Annotated in this window: 16 protein-coding genes; 7 read left to right on the top strand and 9 right to left on the bottom strand. The window is 60.0% G+C overall.

Annotation, left to right across the window (positions count from 1 at the left end; genetic code table 11):
• Positions 1-143 precede the first annotated feature (143 nt).
• Positions 144-1,862: a S8 family peptidase gene (locus HMPREF2971_RS02765; RefSeq protein ID WP_070691142.1), complete on the bottom strand. Its 1,719-nt coding sequence runs from the start codon at positions 1,860-1,862 to the stop codon at positions 144-146.
• Between the two features lie 613 nt (positions 1,863-2,475).
• Here HMPREF2971_RS02765 and HMPREF2971_RS02760 point away from each other — a divergent pair.
• A complete protein-coding gene (locus tag HMPREF2971_RS02760) occupies positions 2,476-4,425 on the top strand; it encodes a S8 family peptidase (protein ID WP_070691139.1) in 1,950 nt (649 codons plus the stop codon).
• A 104-nt stretch (positions 4,426-4,529) separates the two neighbouring features.
• Here HMPREF2971_RS02760 and HMPREF2971_RS02755 read toward each other — a convergent pair whose 3' ends face one another.
• From HMPREF2971_RS02755 to HMPREF2971_RS02735, 5 genes are all read right to left on the bottom strand, one after another.
• Positions 4,530-6,491, bottom strand: a complete 1,962-nt coding sequence (locus HMPREF2971_RS02755; RefSeq protein ID WP_070691137.1) for a S8 family peptidase — start codon at positions 6,489-6,491, stop codon at positions 4,530-4,532.
• A 642-nt stretch (positions 6,492-7,133) separates the two neighbouring features.
• A complete protein-coding gene (purM, locus tag HMPREF2971_RS02750) occupies positions 7,134-8,279 on the bottom strand; it encodes a phosphoribosylformylglycinamidine cyclo-ligase (protein WP_044150117.1) in 1,146 nt (381 codons plus the stop codon).
• Positions 8,276-10,030, bottom strand: coding sequence for an amidophosphoribosyltransferase (gene purF, locus HMPREF2971_RS02745; RefSeq protein WP_070598874.1), 1,755 nt, complete (start codon positions 10,028-10,030; stop codon positions 8,276-8,278). The genes purM and purF overlap by 4 nt, the downstream gene beginning before the upstream one ends.
• A gap of 240 nt (positions 10,031-10,270) precedes the next feature.
• Positions 10,271-10,723: a sterol carrier family protein gene (locus HMPREF2971_RS02740; RefSeq protein ID WP_065423878.1), complete on the bottom strand. Its 453-nt coding sequence runs from the start codon at positions 10,721-10,723 to the stop codon at positions 10,271-10,273.
• Between the two features lie 2 nt (positions 10,724-10,725).
• On the bottom strand, positions 10,726-11,853 hold the full coding sequence (locus HMPREF2971_RS02735) for an asparaginase (RefSeq protein ID WP_070691134.1): 1,128 nt from the start codon (positions 11,851-11,853) through the stop codon (positions 10,726-10,728).
• 438 nt (positions 11,854-12,291) lie between these two features.
• Between HMPREF2971_RS02735 and HMPREF2971_RS09365 the strand changes: the two genes are divergently transcribed.
• The 3 genes from HMPREF2971_RS09365 (at position 12,292) to HMPREF2971_RS02720 (ending at position 15,257) form a co-directional block, all read left to right on the top strand.
• Positions 12,292-12,630: a SemiSWEET family transporter gene (locus HMPREF2971_RS09365; protein WP_083297876.1), complete on the top strand. Its 339-nt coding sequence runs from the start codon at positions 12,292-12,294 to the stop codon at positions 12,628-12,630.
• A 149-nt stretch (positions 12,631-12,779) separates the two neighbouring features.
• The gene (gene purD, locus HMPREF2971_RS02725) at positions 12,780-14,063 is read left to right on the top strand and encodes a phosphoribosylamine--glycine ligase (RefSeq protein WP_070691130.1); all 1,284 of its coding nucleotides are present in this window, start codon (positions 12,780-12,782) and stop codon (positions 14,061-14,063) included.
• A 267-nt stretch (positions 14,064-14,330) separates the two neighbouring features.
• A complete protein-coding gene (locus tag HMPREF2971_RS02720) occupies positions 14,331-15,257 on the top strand; it encodes a phosphoribosylaminoimidazolesuccinocarboxamide synthase (protein WP_070507137.1) in 927 nt (308 codons plus the stop codon).
• Between the two features lie 118 nt (positions 15,258-15,375).
• Here the strand turns inward: HMPREF2971_RS02720 and HMPREF2971_RS02715 are convergent, their stop codons facing one another.
• Together HMPREF2971_RS02715 and HMPREF2971_RS02710 are read right to left on the bottom strand one after the other, a co-directional pair.
• Complete coding sequence (locus HMPREF2971_RS02715; protein ID WP_070542905.1) at positions 15,376-16,224, bottom strand: FadR/GntR family transcriptional regulator; 849 nt, start codon at positions 16,222-16,224, stop codon at positions 15,376-15,378.
• A gap of 221 nt (positions 16,225-16,445) precedes the next feature.
• Positions 16,446-18,119, bottom strand: coding sequence for an L-lactate permease (locus HMPREF2971_RS02710; protein ID WP_049347186.1), 1,674 nt, complete (start codon positions 18,117-18,119; stop codon positions 16,446-16,448).
• A gap of 844 nt (positions 18,120-18,963) precedes the next feature.
• Here HMPREF2971_RS02710 and HMPREF2971_RS02705 point away from each other — a divergent pair.
• From HMPREF2971_RS02705 to HMPREF2971_RS02695, 3 genes are read left to right on the top strand one after another with little or no spacing between them, the layout of a single operon-like run.
• Entirely contained in the window at positions 18,964-19,758 is a 795-nt protein-coding gene (locus HMPREF2971_RS02705) for a (Fe-S)-binding protein (RefSeq protein ID WP_005504630.1), read from the top strand.
• A gap of 16 nt (positions 19,759-19,774) precedes the next feature.
• Entirely contained in the window at positions 19,775-21,412 is a 1,638-nt protein-coding gene (locus tag HMPREF2971_RS02700) for a LutB/LldF family L-lactate oxidation iron-sulfur protein (RefSeq protein WP_049353896.1), read from the top strand.
• Complete coding sequence (locus HMPREF2971_RS02695; RefSeq protein ID WP_012902909.1) at positions 21,412-22,056, top strand: LutC/YkgG family protein; 645 nt, start codon at positions 21,412-21,414, stop codon at positions 22,054-22,056. Before HMPREF2971_RS02700 ends, HMPREF2971_RS02695 begins: the two co-directional genes overlap by 1 nt.
• A 230-nt stretch (positions 22,057-22,286) precedes the next feature.
• On the opposite strand, the gene HMPREF2971_RS02690 is transcribed toward HMPREF2971_RS02695, so the two are convergent.
• Entirely contained in the window at positions 22,287-23,846 is a 1,560-nt protein-coding gene (locus HMPREF2971_RS02690; protein WP_070542899.1) for a molybdopterin-dependent oxidoreductase, read from the bottom strand.
• Positions 23,847-24,241: the final 395 nt, after the last annotated feature.

The following is a 24,241-nucleotide window of genomic DNA, read 5'->3' as shown; positions in this document are numbered from 1 at the left end:
GGAGAAGCAAGCTGCAGCACCAAAAGCCGCAGCGTTTCTGTTCACGAAAAGCCCCCGCTGAGAAAACTCAACGGGGGCTTTTTGTATGTGGCATCCTTCAGAAGCCTATTGGCTCACCGGCTTCCGAGCTGGCAACATGCCGATTACTGACCGGGAATCAGACCGTGGGCAGTAATCAGGAACGGCGGGTTGTGGTTAACAGCCGGGTTAGTCACGTAACCAACACGAGCCGCACGGGTCGGGTGCTTGGGTGCACGCTTCGGCCAGGGCTTTGCCTGCGGGTTCGGGTCCTTCTTGCCCTGCACCATAGCCAGTGCGCTCGCGGCGTTCACAATGCCGGAACCGCAACCGTTCACATCGCAGGTGAGCGGCTTGGAGCTCTGCTTCAGAATCTGCTTTGCACGCTCAGCGTTCAGCGAGGGATCCACGGACTTCATTAGAGCAATCACGCCAGCAACCTGGGGTGCTGCCATGGAGGTGCCGTCGTACTCGGTGTAGCCTGCGCCGGTGGACACGGTGGTACCCAGATCCACGGTGGACATGATGTTGCTGCCGGGAGCGCTCACATCAACAATCTTGCCGTAGTTGGAGAAGTCGCTACGCTTACCGTTCTGGTCGGTAGCGCCCACCACGATCGAACCGCCGCAGTTAGCCGGAGCAACCTTGGAGGTGTCCTGACCATCGTTACCAGCTGCGACCACGAGGATCGCGCCGCGCTTGTTCACCTCAGCAATAGCCTTGGAGTAGGTTGCGGGGCAGGTGCCCTCGCCGCCGAGGGAGAGGTTAATGATCTTTGCGGGGTTGGAGTTCGCGGGAACGCCCTCAACGGTGCCGCCGGCTGCCCAAACCATTGCATCCGCAATGTCGGAGTCGTAGCCGCCGCACATGCCCAGGGCACGCACGGGCAGGATCTTGGAGTTCGGTGCCACGCCGACGATGCCGCGCTTATTGTTCATAATTGCGGCGATGGAGCCGGCAACGTGGGTGCCGTGCCAGTTCGACTCGCTTGCCTCAGAATCTGCATCGCAGACGCCGGCTTCTTCCCAGTTGCCCTGGTCGGTCGGGTCGGAGTCGCGGCCGTTGCCGTCACGGGCAATGGAGGGCTCGGTGATGAAGTCGTAGCCGGGCAGGACGTTAGCGTCCAGGTCGGGGTGCTTGACGATGCCGGAGTCAATCACGGCAACGGTCACGCCGGCACCCTGGGTGGTCTTCCATGCCTCGGGGGCCGCCAGACCCTTGGTGCCGTGCAGGTTCCACTGCTGCGGGTAGAGGGTGTCGTTCGGTGCCACAACCTGGTTCGATGCCTGAGCAGCCTGAGCTACCTGAGCAACCTTGGAGGTCGCGGCGGTACGGGTGCGTGCGTTGGAGCGGCGCAGCAGGTCGGGCTCAACCGATGCGACGGAGGGGTTAGAGCTCAGCGCTGCCATGTACTTCTCTGCCTGCTCTGCGGTGAGCTTGGAGGAGAGGGTCACTACGGTTGCCTTCTGGGCGGTGGTGCGTACGTAGTTGGTCTTGATTTTGAAGAGGTCATCGACGCTCTTCACCTCGGAGGTGAGACCCTGGTAGAGGGCGTCGTTCCAGGTGGCGACCTGGGTGCCTGCGGGGCTTGCCCAGTTGATGCCGCCCGCGTTCAGTGCGCTATCGGTGTAGGTGATAACGAATCGGTTGAAGCCTGCCTTCTGCTGCTCGGAGCTGAGGGAGGAAATGGTGGTGTGCGCCTTGGCGCGCTCGGCTCCGTTAGCCTTGGCGGGGGCCGCGAAGGATGCAGGGGCGCCCAGGGTCGTGACGAGTGCTGCGGCGGTACCCAGGCTCAGTGCGGTGCGTGCGACACCGCGCGCTGAGGGGTGAGTGGTAAAAGACATCGGGGTCCTTTGCGTATGTGAGTGCCGGAAGCGGCAAGTGGGTTGGTCATCCACTCACATAAATGCACCTTCGAGAAAATATTTGCATTCTTTTGCGTATTTGCTTGTGAGGAGCGAATAGAAAAAGAAAATGCACATCACTGCATTGATGTGTATTTTTCTCTAAACCCCCGTGCGGGAGTTCTTCGGAAGTAATTTATGTGGTGAGATATCGCTATCCTAGCACCTTTTCCTATGTGTGAAGCGGCTAAAACTCGATAGTGTGGCGTAAATAATGAGATTTTTCTTTCATGTAAATGCAGATAAAGAAATGCCTAGTCGAACTATTCTCATGGACTTAAAGTAAAGATTTAAGTTTTACTCATCTTTGCATAAAATGACCTGTATCACAAAGGTTATTTTATTCATAAAGTAACCCGAAAAGGGTGCTAGAGTATCTCACGGTGCGTACCCGTGCATGCACATTGTGGACCCACAACGCAACCCGCACTACGCACCAACACCTCACTCTTCCGTATTCACTCGTACCGAACGCACACCCGCGCCCTCAACGCGAGTCGGCAACGCTACGCCGCATCGTGCGCACCCGGTACCACTCACCTCAAGGACGTTCATGCTTCGCATTGCTCGCCCCTCGCAGGCACGCTCCTCACAGCGTTCCCTGCTGAGCTTCGTCACCGCAACCTGCCTGCTTTCGGCAAGTGTTATCCCCGCCGTGGCAGTACCCACCGCGCAGGCTAACCAGGCCAAGGCATCTGCGGCGGCACAGGCTTCTACCGCCGCCCAGATTTCCAATAATGCGCAGGTCACCCAGTCCGCGCCCGTGGCATACAACCGCTTCATCATCACCTACACCGATGAGGCGAAGAATGCCGCCTCCACCGACGCCACCGCAGACCAGATTGACTGGTCCGCAGCCGCCGGCACCCAGCAGGCGACCTGGACCGACGCACTCTACGCGGGCATCACCTCCGATGTGCAGAGCATTGACGAGCTGCTGAACATTAAGACCAGCTACGTCCGCTCCACCGCGCTGGATGCCAGCGTGGTCACCACCTCCGCAGAGCTCACCCCCGCTCAGGCCCAGCAGTACATGGACGCCCTGAGCGCGAACTCCAAGGTTGCCTCCGTGTCCCCGGATATGCGCCGCTATGCTACCGTGGATCACACCTCCGCGGAGCCCGTCAAGATTAACGACCCGAAGATGAACCGTATGTGGTCCCTCACCGGTGAAAAGGGCGTCTCCGCGCTGGAGGCATGGGGCACCACCCGCGGCAAGGGCGTGACCGTGGCGGTGCTGGACTCCGGCATTACCGCTCATCCGGACCTGGACGCTAACGTGCTGCCCGGCTACGACTTTATTGCCGAGTCGGCGTTCTCCAACGACGGTAATGGCCGTGACTCCGACCCGACCGACGCCGGTAACTGGACTGTGGACGACCAGTGCTTCACCGGTTCGAAGGCGACCGCCTCCGACTGGCACGGCACCCACGTGGCGGGCACCATTGCCGCTATTGCGAACAATAACGAGGGCATTGCCGGTGTGGCACCCGAGGCGAAGATCGTGCCCGTGCGCGTTCTGGGCGCCTGCGGTGGCTTCGACTCAGACATCACCGACGGCATTATTTGGGCTGCCGGTGGTAGCGTGCGCGGCGTTCCTGCGAACCACCATCCTGCCCAGGTCATTAACATGTCCATCGGCAGCGAGGGCACCTGCACCACCCCGTACCGCCAGGCGATTGCTCAGGCGAATAAGCGCGGCTCCATCGTGGTCGTCGCAGCGGGTAACAACAACTTTGATGCCTCGAAGTCCAGCCCCGGCAACTGCGAGGACGTCATCAACGTGGGCGCAACCGATAAGAACGGCAAGCGCTCCTACTTCTCCAACTACGGCTCCCGCGTGGACGTGAGCGCGCCCGGTGGCGACCGCCGCTACTGGGGTGGCGGTATTCTCTCCACCCTGAACGCCGGTAAGACCGCTCCCGGTAAGGCTGACTACGCCGAGTACCAGGGCACTTCCATGGCGGCACCGCATGTTGCCGGTATTGTGGCGCTCATGAAGGCGGTCGACCCGAAGCTGACGTACGCTCAGACGAAGAAGGCCCTGCAGTCCACCTCTCAGGGTGTTGAGTGCGACCAGTCCGCGTGCGGTTCCGGCATTGTGAATGCGGCGCGCGCGGTTCAGCAGGTCCGTTCCGACCGCGAGGCTGCGGATGCTGCCGCGGCTGAGGCGGCACGCAAGAAGGCTGAGGAGGAGGCCGCACGTAAGAAGGCGGCTGAAGAGGCGGCACGCAAGAAGGCTGAAGAGGACGCTAAGCGTCAGCAGGCCCCCGCACCTAAGGCAACCCCTGCACCGAAGGTGACCCCCGCTCCTAAGACTAGGACCCGCCCGTCCCGCCCGGTGACTCGCCCCTCCTACCCGTCGCGTCCGCGTCACGGCCACACCCCGCGTTACCGCTCCTGGTACGGTGCTTCTGCGAACACCTACCCGAGCAGCGGTTACCCGAGCAGTGCATACCCGAACACTGGCTACCTGGGCTTTGCGACCGGTAACCGCCGCTAGTCAAAACTCGTTTTAGATACGAAAAGCCCCCGATGAGTTCTCTCATCGGGGGCTTTTACTATGCGCTGTCGACTGGGCCTGATGGGGTGTCGGTAGCGGATAGCTTATTGCTCATTGACCTCGCGGGGCTTCTGCGCGGGGTTGGTGACCAGCGGTTCGTCCTGGGTGATGGGCTCGGCGTCACCGTTCAGGTCGTAGACCTGGGCATCTTCGGGGATTTCCATGGCGGGTGCGCCGGGAAGCCGGTCGTAGTCACCGGTGAGGCTCTCGCCGTTGGTTCCTGCCGTGAGAGCTTCTGTGGTTGCTTCGGCTGCCTCGTCGTCGGCGGATCTATCGGCAATCTTGGTGTTAGATGCGCCTGCGCTCAATCCCTTAGAGATCACCTTGATGGTCTTGCGCGGTCGCAGGTAGGTTACCTTGCCGTTCGCGTCCAAGTTTCCAGCCTTTTTAGCCAGGTTGAAGCTGTTGATAATACCTCGGCTGCAGAAATACTTATCGCACTTGATGCGGTTTCCCCCCGCGAGGGTGAACGCCTCCTCAACCTGCTTGGTGGTGATGGAGGTGCCGTTGACCAGCTGCTGCGCCAGCAGAGCGGAGACGTGCGGTGCCGCCATGGAGGTGCCGCTCTCGTAGTCGTAGCTGAACTTAGTGTAATCCGGGCGGTCGAGGCTCTTCATGGACAGGGTGAGAATGTCCTCACCCGGTGCCGAGATGTTAACCCTCGTGCCGTAGTTGGAGAACGAAGCTCGCGTGCCAGCCTTGGTGGTTGCACCAACCGTGATGACGCCCATGCAGTTGGCGGGCGCGTACTTGGACGCCTCCGTGTTGCCGTTACCGGCCGCGGCGACCACGATTGCGCCCTTGGAGCGTGCAATGTTGATGGCGCGCTGGTACGCGGCGGGGCACTGGGTTACGGTGCCGATGGACATATTGATGATCTTGGCGGGGTAGGTGTTGTCCGGTACTCCGTCAACGTGTCCGCCGGCAGCCCAGATGATGGCGTCGGCAATGTCTGAGGTGCGGCCACCGCATCGGCCCAGTACGCGCACAGGCTGCACGCGGGCGAGGTCGGCAACGCCGACGATGCCCATGCGGTTATTGCCTCGGGCACCGATAATGCCGGCAACGCTGGTGCCGTGCCAGGTGGAGGTGTGGGCGTTCGCCTGGTCCTTGCAGAGGTTGTAGGGCGCGTAGTCGCCTTCATCCCTGGGGTTGGGGTCGCGGCCGTCGCCGTCGCGGGCGCTGAGCGGGTCGCTGACGAAATCGTAGCCGTTCGCCATGCCGGTAACCAGGTCGGGGTGCGGCACGTAGCCGGTATCGAGTACGGCGACCTTCACGTTTGCGCCGCGGCGCAGACGCGCGTTACCGGTGTTCTGAACGCCGGTGGTGGGGTTGGTGAGGTTCCACTGCTTGCTGTACTGCGGGTCGTTGAACTGGAAGGTGATGTCACCTTCTGCGGCGGGGTAGTTGATGTAGTCGGGCTCGACGGAGGCTACGTCCGGGTCGGAGGCGACCTTCGCCATGAACTCCTTCGCCTCGTTTTTGTTGAGGGTTTTGGAGGTCTGGATGACGGCGTCATCGGTGGAGGTGTTGTGCAGGAACTTGGTGTCGACGTTCAGTGCTTCGCTGACGACGTCGACGGTGTCCATGATGTCGTCAACGATGCCGCGGACTGCGTCCCACTCGCCGTCGCGCAGCATTTTGCGCTGCTTGGCTTCGTTGGTGTAGGTGACGATGAATCGGTCGAAGTTCTGCTGGGGGAGCGTGCCGGGTGCCGCCGCGGTGGGGGTGGTGGGGCGTGTTACGCCGTTGCGTGTGAGGGTGAGGGGGCTGACGGGGCCTTCAATCTGGGGCGCTGCCTGAGCTGCTGCCAGGATGGCTTCGTCGCTGGGTGCCTGCGCGAGGACGGCGGGCAGGTCGCCTCCGAAGAGGATGGCGCCGGCGGCGAGCAGGCTCAGCGCTGCGCGTGCGGGGCGCTTACGGCGGCGATTATCGATGCGGTGGTTATCGATGCAGGGGTGAGGAGGTGTTTCGGTGCGCTGCGCGCCGATGTATGGAAGCCTCATCTGGTTCTCCTGATGTAGGTGGTATGCGGACTGTGTGATGTGTACTGGTGTTTCCGTCTGTAGGTGCGCGAGGTGCGTATAGGGTTTTTACGGGGCAGTAAAAGAGGCCTTTTTGGGCGCGCTGAAGTAATGAATGGGGTGAGGGAATAGCGTTTCTTTGACCCTTTTTGCGTACCGGAAGAACTCTTTTTGGACGGTGTGCAACGTACATTTCTAAGGTATCACTTCAAGGTGAACTTGAGGGATTTTTGAGGTGCTTTTCACGGGTTAATGTACAGAAAATCAACCTCTGGAGGCTGAATAGCACCCAATGAATGAGAGTTTATATAAGTAAAGCTTGAGGGTTGGAATATGCGAGGCAGGATATGCGGTACCTCTTGCTGATAGGGGAGAAAAATAAATGTTTTAACACTATGGTGTAAGCACTAGAATGCATTAAAAATGCAATTGATAGCAAAAAATAAAAATAGCCCAAAATACGCGTGAAAATAAATAAAAAGCTGGCATTAAACACACGGGACAGCACGCCCCGCCGGTAGACACACAAAGACCGGGGCGGCCACCGTAGAGGTGACCGCCCCGGCATCAGCAATTATCAGCACCCGTCAGGCTGGCGCTCGCTCACTGCGTGAAGAAGCGTCCTTAGGATGCGTAGGAGCCCAGCAGGCGGACCGCGCCGCCGTCCACGCCCTTAGCGCCCTGGATGTAGTCGGCGCTGTTTGCCTCGGGCTCGCCGGCGGCAACAACATCGCCCATGATCCAGGAGGGGATACCGCGGTCGTTCAGACGCTTGGTAGCGGCTTCAGCCACGGAGGGGTCAACGATAGCGATCATGCCCACGCCCAGGTTCAGGGTGCGCTCCAGGTCAGCCAGGGGCACGTTGCCCAGCGAGCCGATCAGGGAGAAGATTGCGGGAATCTGCCAGGTGGAGCGGTCCACGCGACCCTCTAGGCCCTGAGGCAGAACGCGAGCCAGGTTAGCGGCCAGGCCGCCGCCGGTCACGTGCGAGAAGCCGCGCACACCGCTACCGGTGGTGCCGTCTTCGCCGTTGACGGGGAACGCCGCCGCCAGGTCCAGGCAGTCCGCAGCGTACACGCGGGTGGGCTCGAGCAGTTCCTCACCGATGGTGCGGCCCAGCTCGTCCACCTGGCGCTCCAGGCCCCAACCGGCAACGTTCAGGACCTTGCGGACCAGGGAGTAGCCGTTGGAGTGAATACCGGAGGACGCCATAGCAATCAGCACGTCGCCTTCGCGCACGCGGTCGGGGCCGAGCAGCTCGTCCGCCTCGACCAGGCCGGTTGCTGCGCCCGCAACGTCGTACTCGTCTTCAGCGAGCAGACCGGGGTGCTCAGCGGTCTCGCCGCCAACCAGGGCGGTGCCAGCCTGTGCACATGCGCCCGCGATACCGCGCACAATATCAGCGATGCGCTCAGGAACGACCTTGCCGGTGGCAATGTAGTCGGTCATGAACAGGGGCTTAGCGCCGCACACGACGATGTCGTCCACGACCATACCGACCAGGTCGTAGCCGATGGTGTCGTGAATATCCAGAGCCTGCGCGATAGCGACCTTGGTGCCCACACCGTCGGTGGAGGTAGCCAGGTAGGGCTTGCGGTACTTGACCAGCTCGGAGACGTCGTACAGGCCCGCGAAGCCGCCCACGCCACCAACGACGGAGGAGTTGTGGGTCGCCTTGATAGCGCCCTTCATCAGCTCAACGGCGCGATCGCCAGCCTCTACGTCAACACCTGCGCTCGCGTAGGTTACGGTGGTGGTGTTCTCGCTCATGAGGATTCCTTCGGGGTAGCGGTAGCGGAGGAGTTTGCGGGGATGCGGTCCTGCTCGGTGAGCAATGCCTCGAGGTCGGCGTCGGGGCCGGGGTTGCACATGCCCATACCGGCGTCGTCTGCGGCAACCTGTACTGCGGAAGGGTCGAACTTCGTTTCGAGAGTTTCGGTGCCTTCGCGGGTCTCAATGGAGACGGCCTCAGCATGCTCAGGCTTGGAGGGGACGGGGCGCTCCACGGTTACCTCAGCTGCCTTGCCGGCGAGGGGTCCGCCCTTGCCCTTCTCCGCGGAGTCGAAGAGGGACTTGCCGCGTCGTTCCTCACTCGGCAACTCAATCGGGTATTTGCCGGTGAAGCATGCGGTGCACATGTTTTCGGCGGGCTGCTCGGTGGCTGCCATCATGCCGTCCTGAGAGATGAAGCCGAGCGAATCGGCACCCAGGGAGGAAGCGATTTCGTCCACGGACAGGCCGTTAGCGATCAGCTCCGCGCGGGAAGCGAAGTCAATACCGTAGAAGCAAGGCCACTTCACGGGCGGGGAGGAGATGCGCACGTGCACTTCCTTCGCGCCAGCTTCGCGGAGCATACGCACGAGGGCACGCTGAGTGTTACCGCGAACAATGGAATCGTCAATAACGACGAGGCGCTTACCGGCAACCACAGACTTGAGCGGGTTCAGCTTGAGTCGAATACCGAGCTGGCGGATAGTCTGCGAGGGCTGAATGAAGGTTCGGCCCACGTAGGCGTTCTTGACCAGGCCGTTACCGTAGGGAATGCCGGACTCTTCGGCGTAACCAATAGCAGCCGGAACACCGGATTCGGGAGTGGGCATGACCAGGTCAGCTTCAACAGCGTGTTCGCGGGCAAGCTGACGGCCCATTTCTACGCGGGATTCGTAGACGCTACGGCCGGAGATGGTGGTGTCCGGGCGAGCGAGGTAAACGTACTCGAAGACGCAACCGGCGGGCTTAGCTTTTGCGAAACGCTGGGAACGCAGACCGTTCTCATCAATGGTGATGAGCTCGCCGGGCTCCACTTCACGCACGAAGGACGCACCGACAATATCAAGTGCCGCGGTTTCGGATGCGACAACCCAGCCACGCTCCAGACGACCGAGCACGAGGGGGCGTACACCCTGCGGGTCGCGTGCAGCGTAGAGGGTGTGCTCATCCATGAAGGTGAGGCAGAAAGCACCGCGAAGGGTCGGCAATAGGTCGAGTGCTGCTTCTTCGAGGGAGTCGAAGTCGTGCTCCGCCAGCAGGGCGGTGACGAGTGCGGTGTCGGTGGTGTTGCCCTGGGCGAGTTCGCCGTGCTTGGGGGGCTTGCCGCCGTTCTTTTCAATCAGACGCTCGTAGAGGTCTGCCGAGTTGGTGAGGTTACCGTTGTGCGCCAGGCAGAGCGTACCGTGCGGGGTGGTACCGAGAGTCGGCTGTGCGTTAGCCCAGTGGGATGCGCCGGTGGTGGAGTATCGGGCGTGGCCGATAGCGTGGTCGCCGGGCATGGAACTGAGGGTGGCTTCGTCAAAGACCTGGGAGACCAGTCCCATATCTTTGTACACGTGGATGCGTTTGCCGTTACTGGTTGCGATACCTGCTGATTCCTGGCCGCGGTGCTGGAGCGCGTACAGGCCGTAGTAGGTTAGCTTTGCCACGTCCTCGCCGGGAGCCCAGACACCGAAGACGCCGCAGGCGTCCTTGGGGCCGTGGTCAATTGGATCGAGGTCGTGAGTGAGTTTTCCGTCGGGGCGAATCAATTCACTTCTTTTCGACGATGGGACTGCGGATGCGTCTGTGCAAGCGCAAGATTAGGGCGTGTTGCCGCACTCACACCTGCCTGTGTGTGCCGTAGCATACACCAGACCTTTAAAAGTGTACCGGGTTTCGGAGCCGATGCGGTGAAAGATGCGCTAAATACCTCAGGATGGACCACTAGAACAGGCACCAAACACGCCAAATCACGAAAACTGCGTGGACCTGTGAGCTCGTAGCGAACTCTAGAAGAGCGGCAACAAACCCGAAAGGTCACTGCGCTCACCCGACGCATCCAGCGCACCGGCACTCACCGCCTGCGCCCACGAACAGGCACCCAGAACCAGCGCCGCCCACACGAGTGGACGCGCCTCCACCACGGACGGCGGGGTACCGCGCGTATGGCGAGGACCCGCCACGCACTGGGTCACGCCCAGCGGGGGTACGCGCACCTCCACACTATTGCCGGGGGCGAGGGTTGCCAGCTCCTCCAGGGTGAAGCGCACAAAGGTAGCGCGCACCGGGCGGGGGAGCGCGGCAAACGCCTGCTCCACCTCGGGGCTGTTCAGCAGGTACTCGCCTCGGGCATGCGAATCTGCAAGTTCACCGGCTGCCGCACGCTGCGCCTCAAAGAAGGCACGCACTTCGCGTACCGCCGCCATGCCCGCTTCTTCGCTAGTCTTACGTCGAATCGCCACGATTAGTCCTCTTCCGCGGCGCCGGGAGCCAAATCCTCGCGAGTGAAGAGCTCCTCATGTACGCGCAGCTCACCCACCACAACCGGCTTGTCGTTCACGTAACCGCCGGTCACCGGGCGAACCACCAGCGCGAGTAGGCGCTCGCATTCCTCGGCGCTCAGGTAGCCGCCAGCAACGAGAGCACGCAGAGCCACGACGTACATAGCGCGGTGCGAACCGTCGCTCATCTTCACCACCACGGACGCGCCCGAACGCAGACCAATGCAGAGCACACCCTCCGCGCCGCCCTTGACGATTGCGTCCAGTTCTTCGCTGAGCACGGTGTCGGGGGATCCGGGTGCCTGAATCAGCTCGGGGTAATCCACCATGGCGGTCGCGACCGTGGAGGCGCGCGCATCCGCCCCGAGGTTGCGGATTGCCGCACCCAGGGTCGAGTAGGCGCGTGCGGCACCGGCAAGGGAGACGGCGTGCACGGGTGCGCCGCAACCGTCAACGCCGATGGCGGCTACCGGCTCGCCGGTGAACGCCTCAATTTCTTCGGTGATGACCTGCTGCAGCGGGTGTGCGGGGTCGAGGTAGTTGTGCAGGGTCCAGTTCTGCGAGCCCTCTTCAAGGTCGCCGCGCTCAAGCTTGGCGGTGCACGCCCACAGGAATGCGGCGTGCTTGCCGGAGCAGGGGTGCGCCAGGGCAGTAGCGGCGAGGTTCGCCTGAGTCATTGCCTGGCGTGCCTGCTTATCGGCAGGGAGCGTGGGCTTGAGCGCCAGGTTTGCCGGGGTGAGCGGGTTGGTTTCGGTGCTGCCCTGGGTGAGCACGTCCTGTACGGCGCGCATCTGCTCGAAGGTGCCGCGGTGCGAACCGCAGGCGATGGCGACCTGGGAACCGCGCAGGGGTGCGCCCGCCTTCATAGATCCGATGGCTTGCAACGGCTTAGCGGCGGAGCGCAGGTAGAAGGGCTCGTGAATATCACCGAGGGCAAGCTGTACATCGCCGTCGGGGTTGAGGAGGATGAGGCGGCCGCGGTGGCGTGCCTCAACAAAGTTGTTGCGGGTGAGCTGCGCGAGTTCTACGTCGAAGACGCTGCTGGGGTTGGTGGTGTGAGTGGTTGCCTGTGGGGTGGTGCTGTTGGTCATTCTTCTAGTTTAAGGGGTGTATTGTTCTGCCTTATGTACGCGGTTTTACGCGTATAGGGCGGCTCAGAATGGTATCCCCGCAAATATTTCCGTGCAGAACGTTGCTTGTAAGGGTGGGGCGGATTCATCCTTATTTTTGGATGTTTATGTGATATTTTTTGACCGACAGTGAGCTGTATATGTGATACCTCTCATATTAATTGGTGGTAGGGGTTACGTCTTTAGCATGGGGAGGAATAGAATATTCGTGGAGTATACCCGTGAGGTCTGCGCATACCTCTCAAAATGGGAGCGGCCCCTTCCTAGCGCCATGTATCCTAGCGCCACCTATCCTGGAGCCACCTAGAACAGATCCTCCCATCATCTACGTCTCCACTGTTTGCGAGAACGACAGCACCAGATAATACGCACACTAGATCATCAGAAATAGGTAATTTTATGGCAGAGCAGAACAACTCTTCTTCCACCACCCCTAAGAACACCGCAGAAAAAAGCGGCATGAGCGCTGAATCTGAATTTCACGCCAAGTTTTTCCCCATTCTTGCGCGAGTCGCTTCGATTACTGCCGTGCTCATGTATGTCTTCTACTTCCCGCAGATTATCGGTAACCTGAGCGGTCACAAGGGCGACTGGATTCAGCCCCTGGTCGCGGCTATCAACTGCACCCTGTGGGTTCTGTACGGTCTGTGGCGCCCCAAGAAGGACGTCCCGATCATCATCGCGAACCTCCCGGGTATTGTCTTCGGTGGTGTGGCTGCTATTACCGCCCTCATCTAAGGTTTAGCTTGATTCGGTAGCTTCGGTTACCGCGCTGTGCGGCTCTTCTCTAGCGTGCATTCTTGCGAATGTGCCGCTACATGAGAAGGGCCGCATTTTTAGTGTGCTCAGCTCACATTTTTGAGAGGGTACCGGGTACCCTAAATACTATGAAGGTTTTGGTACTGGGCCCCGGCGGCCGCGAACACGCAATTATTCGAGCGCTTCTGCGCGACCCTGAGGTAACCGAGGTGCACAGCGCCCCCGGCAACGCCGGCATTGCCCAGGATGTTCCCGTCCACGCAATTGATGCGAATGACCCCGCCCAGGCAACCGCCCTGGCACGCGAACTGAACGCCGACCTGGTCGTTATTGGCCCGGAGGCGCCCCTGGTCGCAGGTGTCTCCGATGCACTGCGTGAGGCGGGCTTTGACGTTTTCGGCCCCTCCGCAGCTGCCGCACAGCTGGAAGGTTCCAAGGCCTTCGCTAAGCAGGTCATGGAAGAGGCTTCCGTACCGACTGCCCGCGCCTACGTGGCATCGAACGCCGCTGAGGCGCAGGCGGCACTGGATGAGTTCGGTGCACCCTACGTGGTGAAGGACGACGGCCTGGCTGCGGGTAAGGGCGTTGTGGTGACCGAGGACCGCACCGCGGCACTGGAGCACGCTCAGGCTTGCTTCAACGCTGGCGGCACCGTGGTCCTCGAAGAGTTCCTGGACGGCCCCGAGGTGTCCCTCTTCGTCATCTCTGACGGTAAGAACGTTCTGCCGCTGTCCCCGGCTCAGGACTTCAAGCGCATCTTCGACAACGACGAGGGCCCGAACACCGGCGGTATGGGCGCCTACACCCCGCTTCCCTGGCTGCCTGAGGGCTTCGTTCAGGAGGTTGTGGAGAAGGTTGCCCGCCCGACCGTGGCTCGTATGGCTGAGCGCGGCACCCCGTTCGTGGGTGTGCTCTTCTGCGGCCTGGCTGTGACCAGCCGCGGCGTGCGCGTTATCGAGTTCAACGCACGCTTTGGCGACCCGGAAACCCAGGCGGTTCTGGCGCGTCTGCGCACCCCGCTGGGTCAGCTGCTGCGCGCGGCTGCTCGCGGTGAAATTTCTGAGGGTACCGAGCTGGATTGGGATCCCCGCACCGCGGTTGACGTGGTTATGGCTGCTGAGAACTACCCGGACACTCCCCGCAAGGGTGACGTTATCTCCGGTCTGGATGAGGCGAACACCCTGGAGGGCGTGCACGTGATTCACGCGGGTACTGTCGCATCTGAGGAGGGTGTGCTGACTGCTGGCGGTCGTGTGCTGGCTGTTGTTGCTCTCGGCGATGACCTGGCTGCCGCCCGTAATGCCGCCTACGAGGGTGTTCGCGCTATCTCCTGGGCTGGCGCGCAGTACCGTACCGATATCGCGTTGAAGGCTGTGGAGAACCGCATCCACATTCCCGCTCCGCGCGGCTAAAACCTAAGGTGACCGGCTTCCCCGCTTGAGGGTGGGGGAGCCGGTCGCTTCTTTGCCACTCGCTTCTTTATCCCTCGCAGTCTCAGCTTTTCCCGGGTTCATTTCCTCAGCTCGGGGTACTGTCGGCGGCGACCGGGGCAGGTTGGGCTCACAAGATTGTGCCGTATCGGTGACTGATGGCACTATCGGGAGCCGTGCCTGTCGCGGTATTGTAATTACACAGACTTTTTGCATCCACATCACACCACCTCATCAGGAGAAATTCTCATGACTTCTCGTTCTAACCCCGTGGAAATCCCGGGCTGGACTCACATTTATTCCGGTAAGGTCCGCGACCTGTATGTTCCGAATGAGGAACGTTTTGATGCTACCGGCTTGACCGTCAATGATGACGCTGAGCTGCGTGCCGGTTCGGTCATGGTTGTTGCCTCGGACCGTATTAGCGCTTTTGACCGTATTCTGCCCACCGAGATCCCGGATAAGGGCAAGATTCTGACTCAGATGTCCCTGTGGTGGTTTGAGCAGCTCAAGCAGGTTCCGAACCACGTGCTGTCCACTGACGTTCCGGATGTTGTGGCTGGTCGAGCAATGATTTGCCGCTCCCTGAACATGTTCCCGGTGGAGTGCATTGTGCGCGGTTACCTGACCGGTTCGGGTTTGGCTGTGTACAACGAGACTGGTGAGATTGCTGGTGTGAAGTTGCCTGCGGGTCTGGTGGATGGTTCCCGCCTGGAGACCCCGATTTTCACTCCGACCGGTAAGGCTGAGGTGGGTGAGCATGATGAGCTGGTGACCCGTGAGGAGCTGTACGCTGAGGTGGGTCAGCCGGTGGGTGAGCGCCTGGAGGAGCTGAGCCTGAGCCTGTACACCACTGCCGAGAAGATTGCTCGCGAGCAGGGCATTATTCTGGCGGATACCAAGATGGAGTTCGGTACCGATTCGTACCGCGGCGAAATCACCCTGGGTGATGAGGTGCTGACCCCGGACTCTTCGCGTTTCTGGGATGCGACCCAGTACGAGCCGGGTCGTGCACAGCCGAGCTTCGATAAGCAGTATGTGCGTGACTGGCTGCGTTCCCCGGAAGCGGGTTGGGACGGTTCGGATAACGTGCCGCACCTGCCTGAGGAGGTTGTGGAGAAGACTCGTGCCCGTTACGTTGAGGCGTATGAGCGTCTGACCGGCACGAAGTTCTAAACTCAATATTTCGGACCGAATAAGTCTTTGAGATAGCTAAAGGGCGGTGCCCCGGAAGGTCATTCTTCCGGGGCACCGCCCTTTAGCTATGTGGGGTTATGAGGTTGAGTGGCACATCCTAGCCGGCGTGAATGTTCTCGTGGCACAAATCCTCGTGCAGAATATCCCGCGCCGGATGCTGCCGCGCCCGCTCTTCCGCAGCACGGTCAGACAGCGAATAAAACCACGTAATGTGCTCGCACACCCGCTCATAGGCCGCCTGCTCATCGTGAGAGGTAATCGCCTCAATAATGCCGTAATGCTGCTGCTGCAACGTGCGCTTGACCGCCTCCCAATCCTTCAAGAAAGGAACTGCCTCCTGCACATAGCTCATCGTCGCCATGTGCAGAGAGTCAATAACCGTATCAAGCACAATATTGCCGCCGAGCTTCGACAGCTCATAGTGAAAACGCGTATCGCAGAAGTGGAAGCGCTCATCGCTGATCTGCTCATCCATCTCTGCCAGATGCACGCGCGCCCGCTCCAGCGCCGCCGCACGCTCCGGAGTGTCCGGCGCGGCAGCTGCCGCACGCGCCGCAGGGCCCTCCAGCAGCAAGCGGGTTGAGACAACGTCCTTCACCGGCAGGCTACGGGTCGCAATGTGCATGCGCAGCGCCCAGCTGAGCGCATCCGACGGCTCAGAAATGATAATCGCGCCCGACTTCGGTCCCGAACCCGTGCTGGAACGAATCAGACCCAGCGCGTTCAGAACCCTCAAACCCTCACGGACCGAGGGGCGGGAGATACCGTGCCGTGCCGCCAGCTCACGCTCGGAGGGGAGCTTATCGCCCACACGCAACTCACCCAGGCGCAGGCGCCGCTCAAAGGTCTCCAGAATGATGCTGTAGCTGCGGTCCGCCAGAATCGGCTGGCGCTCAACCACAGGGGGCGCCTCTGCAGGCTGGGTGTCGTCAAAAGAACGAGGCATACTCTCTCCTGATAACGAGGCGGATAACGAAAAGAAGTCTCGACTCAGCATGTTCTCCCAAACTATTGGGGCAACCTATCGAGTCATAAGGGGCATAAAAAGCGGGGCGGCGATACCGGAAAGGTACGCCGCCCCGCTGTGGCCTCCGGTCAAACCGGGGCGAATGTCCTACTGTTCGTGAAGCGGATGCTTCAGGAACTCTCTAAAACCTGAGCTTCAGATTAGGGAATCATGAAGGACAGCACGTTGGTCTGCAGGAAGACCAGGATGCAGACGACCACGAGCATAGCGAAGGACCAGGGGAGGACAGCCTTGAGGATGTCGGATTCCTTGCCTTCCATGTCCACGGAGGTAGCAGCAATAGCCAGCGACTGCGGGGAGATCATCTTACCGACCACACCACCGGTGGTGTTAGCAGCCAGCATGAGCTCGGGGGTTGCGCCGTGGATACCTGCGTGCTGCAGGTTCTCAGCAGCAGACACCTGCAGCTTGGCGAACAGTGCGTTGGCGCTGGTGTCCGAACCGGTCACAGCGGTACCGATCCAGCCCAGAGCCGGTGCGAGGAACGCGTAGACGGTGCCCAGGCCTGCCAGGTAGGTACCCATAGCAATGGTCTGACCGGAGAAGTTCATGACGTATGCCAGTGCCAGAACCGAAGCAATGGTCAGGATGGACCAGCGCATGCGGTAGACAACGGAACCGAATTCGGTGAAGATTGCCGGGAACTTGAAGGCGTAGCGGCCCTTCTCGTTGAAGAAGAAGTAGATAACAGCAACAACCAGGCCGGAGATGATCAGCAGGGTGCCGGGGTTGGACATCCACGCGAAGTTGTAGACAGCGTCCTTGACGGGCTTGCCGTCAGCGGTGACGAGGCGGGAGCTCAGAGCCTGGATGTCAATCTTGATGACGAAGCTCTTCAGCCATGCCTTCAGGCCGGCGTGCAGGTTAGCAATACCGAAGATTGCGACAACGATGACGTAGGGCAGCAGTGCCATCCAGACGCGAACTGCGGGCAGAGCTTCCTTCTCTTCGGACTGTGCGGGCAGACCGTAGCGCTCACGAACGCCTGCGACGCCGCGGGGCTTCCAGAACCGCAGGAAGATCACAGCAACGCCCATGGAGACGATGCAAGCAACAACGTCGGTCAGGTTGTATGCGGGGGTAGCAGCGGTGACCCACTGTGCGATTGCGAAGGAAACGCCGATGACCAGTGCGGGCAGCCAAGCGTCCTTCAGGCCCTGCATGCCGTCGAGGATGACGAGCAGGATGAGGGGAACGAGCATTGCCAGGAACGGAGCCTGGTGACCAACGATGGTTGCGATAACGTGTGGGTCCTTGCCGCCGACGTCAGCTGCGGTGGTAATCGGGACAGCAACTGCGCCGAATGCCACGGGTGCGGTGTTAGCGATCAGAACGGTGACAGCAGCCTTAAGGGGCTTAACGCCCAGGGAGAGAATCATGGTTGCGGTAATTGCAACGGGAGCGCCGAAGCCAGCCAGTGCCTCGAGCAGACCGCCGAAGCAGAATGCGATGAGGATAGCCTGGATGCGCAGGTCGCCGCCGCCGAGGCGGTCGAAGACGCGGCGCAGATCTTCAAAGCGGCCGGAAAGGACGGTGATCTGGTAGAACCAGATTGCACCGAGGATAACCCAGCAGATGACCAGGCCGTAGATGCCACCGCGGATGGCGCTCAGACCGGCGAGGTCAGCGGGCATGTGGAAGCCCAGGACTGCTACGAGGATGGATGCTGCCAGTGCCACGAGTGCGGACCAGTGAGCGCGTGCCTTAACGCCCAGTAGCATCACAAAGAAGGTGAGGAGGGGAATGGTTGCCACGAGTGCGCTGAGGCCGAGGCTACCTCCCACTGCATTGGTTACAGCGGTATAAGTTTCCACTGGAACTCCTTTGGTTCAGGGTGTGTCTTGTGTGTGGTCAGACCATAGATAATCCCGCTGGGGAACGGGTCATTGTTTCCCATGCGGGGATGTGGTCAGACCATTGATCGCATGTTTAGAAGAGTACCGGATAATGTGGTGTTTCACCAAAAGTGACCTGACTCATTTTTGTGGAAGGCGACCGGAACCTGGGCTCGCTTCCAGTGAAACTGCCGAAATATTGCGGTTCTGATAGTTAATTCCAGGTTCTGAAACTCGAATATTTTCAGATACATCACGAGTTGGGTGTATGGGTCATTGGTTTACCCAGGGGAGAGTCTTCATTTGGACGCATATACCCGAAAAGAATGTTGTTTTAAAAAGGAAAAGCCCCATAAAACAACCATAAAATCTTCAGAACGGCGGATTTCTAGGGGGTTTATGGTCCACTTCTGTGTGTTTGATAAATGTTCAATCTGCGAAAAGAATATAGGGGTCTTACGGGGGGTGCATGGGAGATGAGGTCACATGTACCGGAAGGTAGGGAAATATACCTTAAGGTCAGGTCGACCTAACCGGTTATTTAACAAGGAAAGTATGTGCTATTCCAACTAGAGAAAAGCCGCCCAACGGTGTTAAATGGCTAGAAAGATAAAAGACATCACCACGGTTTCTGATCCCACCGCATCCCACCTCCACTTGGGGCGCGCACATTAGCCGGAACCATCCGGTCCAGCTTCCCCGACTCAATACATCTGAGTCGCTTCTTTGGAAGACCGAACTTGTTCGGACTGTGCCCCGCCTGCCCCAGACGCAGGCGGTGAGACCGAGAAACTCTGAACACAGAGGAAAGGACGGACAAGTCATGCGCATTGCACTCTTCTCCACGTGCATCGTTGACGGCATGTACCCCCGCGTAGCACGCGCCACCGTCGAAATTCTTGAGCGCCTGGGCCACGAGGTTGTCTTCCCCCCGAACCAGACCTGCTGCTCTCAGATGCACGTCAACTCCGGCTACTTCGATGACGGTTACGAAGTCATCAAGAACCACGTTGAAGCTTTCGACTCCTGGGACTGGGACGTAGCTGTTGCACCCTCCGGCTCCTGCGTTGCTTCCCTGCGTCACCAGCAGGCAATGGTCGCACGTAGCCGCGGCGACGAAGCGCTGGCTCTGAAGGCAGAGCAGATTGCTTCCCGCACCTTCGAGCTTTCCCAGCTGCTAATCGACATCCTGGGCATCACCAACGCTGCCGAGCAGCTCGGCTCCTACTTCCCCGAGCACGTCACCTACCACAGCTCCTGCCACGGTATGCGTATGCTCGGCCTGGGCACCCGCCAGCAGGACCTGGTCCGCACCGTCGAAGGCATCAAGTACACCCAGCTCGAGGGCATGGACCAGTGCTGCGGCTTCGGTGGTACCTTCTCCTTCAAGAACGCTGACGTCTCCGGCGCAATGGTCAACGACAAGGCAGACAACGTTGAAGCAACCGGTGCTTCCGTCTGCACCGGCGGCGACTGCTCCTGCCTGATGAACATCGGCGGTGCGCTGATGCGTCGCGGCTCGGACGTTCAGACCATCCACTTCGCTGAGATCCTCGCATCCACCAAGGAAAACCCGCTCAAGATTAACTCCGAGCGTGTTGAGCTCTCGATCGGCTAAGGAAAGATAAGACCTCATGACCGCTATTCAGCTTGGTATGCCCAAGGTCGTTCACTACGGCGAGGGCAACATTTTCGAAGAAACCCCCTTCCCCAAGTACGCGAAGGAAGAGCTCAAGAACGAGCAGCTACGCGCCAACCTGCGCTTCGTGACCCACGCGATCCGTAACAAGCGCGCACGCGTCACCGCAGAGGTGCCCGACTGGCAGGACCTGCGTAACACCGGTGAGTCCGTCAAGAACTACGTTCTGGCGAACCTGCCCGAGCTGCTCGAACAGTTCGAGCGTAACTTCACCGCCGCAGGCGGCCACGTGCACTGGGCACGCAACGCCACCGAGGCGAACCAGATTGCTCTGGACCTGATTCGCGAGCAGGGCGTGGACGAAATCATCAAGATTAAGTCCATGGCAACCGCAGAGACCGGCCTGAACGAATTCCTCGAGGAAAACGGCATCAACGCTATTGAGACCGACCTCGCGGAAGAAATCGTCCAGCTCGGCCACGACCGCCCCTCCCACATTCTGGTGCCCGCAATTCACCGCAACCGCCGCGAAATCCGCGACATCTTCCTGCGCGAAATTGAGGGTATTAACCCGGACATCACCGATGAGCCGGCAGAACTGGCAGAGGCATCGCGTAACCGTCTGCGTAACAAGTTCCTGAACACCACCGTGGCAGTCTCCGGCACCAACTTCGGTATTGCTGAGACCGGTACCCTGACCATCGTGGAGTCCGAAGGTAACGGCCGTATGTGCCTGACCCTGCCCGACACCCTCATTACCTTCATGGGTATTGAGAAGATTCTGCCCACCTTCCAGGACTACGAGGCATTCCTGCAGCTGCTGCCCCGTTCCTCCACCGGTGAGCGCATGAACCCCTACACCTCCATGTGGACCGGTGTGACCCCCGGTGACGGCCCGCAGAACATGCACGTCATCCTCATCGACAACGGCCGTACCGCCGTTCTGTCCGACGAGCTGGGTCGCCAGGCACTGCGTTGCATCCGCTGCTCCGCTTGCATGAACGTGTGCCCCGTGTACGAGCGCGCAGGCGGTCACGCCTACGGCTCCACCTACCCGGGCCCCATCGGCGCGATTCTGTCCCCGCAGCTCTCCGGTATCGAGGCTGCAGAGAACAACTCCCTGCCGTACGCATCCTCTCTCTGTGGCGCTTGCTACGAAGTTTGCCCCGTGAAGATTAACTTCCCTGAGGTCCTCGTGCATCTGCGCGCTAAGGATGTTGAGTCCCAGCACGCTGTCCGCGAGTTCGAGGGCAACAAGAAGGCTCCCTTCTCGCAGATGGACGGCATGATGCTTGGTGCGAAGAAGCTCTTCACCTCCGGCAAGATGATGTCGATTGCAGAGCGTGGTCTGCCCATGTCCCGCCTTATCAGCGGCCGCAAGCACAAGATCACCGCTGTTCCCGGTATCGTCAGCGGCTGGACCGCTTACCGCGACATCCCCGAGCCCCCCAAGGAATCTTTCCGCAACTGGTGGAAGAAGGAGAAGGGTCAGGCTCCGGCACGCGATAACGCTGAGCGCGTTGACATTCAGGCCCTCATCGAGGCAAACAAGGGTAAGGTCGCTGAGGCGGCAGCAAACGCCAAGGCAGCTATGGACGCCCAGGCAGCCCGTGAAGCTAAGGAGAACAACTAATGTCCTCTGCTAAGGAAGATATCCTCGCACGTATCCGCTCGTCCCTGGCTGACGCACCCGTCGCCCCCGAGCCCGTACGTAACTACCGCCGCGTCAGCGAGCTGAACGAAGAGCAGACCATTGAGATGCTCGTCGACCGCCTCATTGACTACAAGGCAAACGTGTTCCACGCGAACAAGGAGAACATCTCCAAGGTCATCGCAGAGCGACTGGGTGAAAAGTCCACCTACGTGGTTCCCGAGGGCCTGAACATGGAGTGGCTACCGGCTGACACCGCTGACCGCAAGCGCGTCACCGACTCCGGTAGCACCCTCAAACCCGGCTGCCTGAGCCTGAAGGAACTGGACGCAGTTGACGCTGTGGTGACCGGTTCGACCGTCTCCTGCGCAGAGACCGGCACGATCTTCTTGAACACCAACCCCGATGAGGGTCGCCGCGCCATCACCCTGGTGCCCGACCACCACATCTGCGTGGTTCCCCGTTCCACCGTGGTGGAGCTGGTTCCCGAGTCGATCGAGCGTATCACCTACACCCGCCCTGTGACCATGATTTCCGGTCCGTCGGCAACCAGTGATATCGAGCTGATCCGCGTGGAGGGCGTGCACGGCCCCCGTACCCTGGACGTCATCATCTACGACGCTTAAGGTGCAGCGCCAGAAGGCAAACCTCTAAAGAAACCGCCCGAGAGCTAAGGCTCCCGGGCGGTTTCTTTATGCCCTCGCGGCTTCTGCATCTTTCAGAGCTAGAGAGCGGCGGAGAAGATACGCGAACGGTGGCGGGCCCATGTTTCCCGCCACCGTTCTGTGCTTTATATGTTCAGCGCTTTATAGGGTGGTGTATCGACGGTTAGCGTCGTAGCGCCCCGTAAGGGTGCTTAGGCGCGTGCGTCGAAGTGCTGCAGACCGGAGTCCTCGCGGCTACCGCCCTGGCCGTCGCCAACATCATGGTAGTCCTTGATCCACTCGATCTTCTGAACCCACTTGACCATCTTGTAGCCGTGCATGGAGTCCGCACGCAGACGCAGCGGGCCACCGTACACATCCGGCAGGGGCTTGTCGTTCATGCCCCATGCCAGGATGGTCTCATCCTCCATTGCCATGGAGATGTCCAGGCACTCGTAGTAAGGTTCGGTCGGGCGGCCGTCGTAGGTGTGGCCCACGTGGCCGAAGGAGGTCACCATAACGTAGCGAGCCTCGTCGGTCTTCTCGACCAGTGCGAGAACGTCGCGCAGGCGCACGCCCTCCCACTTGGCGATGCCGGTCCAACCCTGCATGCAGGTGTGCATGGTGATGTTGACTTCCTTGCCCAGCTGCTTGAGCTCGTCAATGCTCAGGGACTTGGATTCCTTCACCAGGCCGCCCAGCTCGAGGCGGTAGTCAACGAACTCGTGCTCCTTCAGGCGGTTCCACTCGGTGCTCTCACGCTCTGTCGGCGGGCGAGTGTTAACCCAGTGGAAGGGCGAGATGTCGGCATCGGTGAAGGTCTTCTTCTGCACCTGACGGGAGGTGATACGGTCCAGCAGGACGTTACGAATCGGCTGGGTCAGACCCCAAATGAAGGTCTGGGTGAATCGCAGGTCGCGCAGGGACCAGTACGAAGCGAAAATCCACAGAGCCACAGCGAAGACAATGCCGCCAATGAGCATGGTGACTGCCTGAGCGAACTGTGCTGCGTCGACCTCGTTGTAGGGCTTGTTCAGCATCATGTGGGCGATGTTGTACTGGGGGTGAACCACGAACACCAGCGCCACGTGAATGACGGTGAAGACGCAGTAGAACGCCATGCCCAGGAAGTGGATGGAACGTGCGGTCTGGCGGTTACGGAAGAGGCGCACGTAGCCGGGGAAGCGGCCGCAGAATGCCGGGCTCATAATCGGGCCGGTTGCAATCATCAGCGGTGCCACAATGAACACCACGGTGAAGTACATAATCTGCTGCAGAGCGTCGTACGGCTGGAAATGCTCAATGGAGGGAATCTGGAAGCCAGCGTAAATCTGGATGGATTCCCACGCCTGCGGGATGATGTCCCAGCTGGTCGGGACGATGCGGCGCCACTGGCCGGTCAGGAATAGCAAGGAGACGTAGACGAGACCGTTAGCAATCCAGATAAAAGTAACTAGAGCGTGCCATGCACGGCCGAGACCAATCTGGCCGTTACCGGGTAGGGAGATAAGCGGCGACAGTCGACGCTGGTCGTCGCGGGCAGTGAACTCACCGGGGACAGTCGAAACCTTGTCCTTGGTGAACTTGAGCCACTCGGAACCCGGGGTGCATTGGTTGTTCCAGTACAGACGGGGGTGAGAGGCGAGAACTTCCCAACCTGAACGAATCAGGAAGCCCATCATAATGAAGTTGATGAAGTGCGTAATTCGGAGCCATGACGGGAAGTCTAGCTCTACGCCACCAGTGCTCGCGGTGAGGAGTAGTTGGTGCATGATTTTTCCTTCGGAAATGACTGTGTGTGCAGACAATCGTTAGGATTCAGTGCGAGGCCTTGAGATGTGAGGTTAGAAATAATTACCTTTCTGACCCATATAATCCTCCTCCGTGGTTGGGAGCCGCCGGGGTATCGTCGCGGATACTCCCGAAAGGGGCGCCTCCCGTGTGTGAATGGGGAGGTACACCAGCTCCCGCTGGGGCGGAAGCGGCTCTGTGCATGTATGTTGGTTTATGTGTGTTTTAGGGAAATACCCTGTGTGCTTTCAATTTTATAGGACAAAGTGTCAGTCGCGAAAGCTAAGACACGTCATCTTCTGTAATATTTGCATAAAAAATCCGAATTTAAGGATTTTTTGCCTCCTCCCCCTGATTTATAAGGAGATTCAGATGC

Source organism: Rothia sp. HMSC066G07 (assembly GCF_001814485.1).
GTDB lineage: Bacteria > Actinomycetota > Actinomycetes > Actinomycetales > Micrococcaceae > Rothia.
This window is presented reverse-complemented; position numbering and strand designations above follow the sequence as displayed.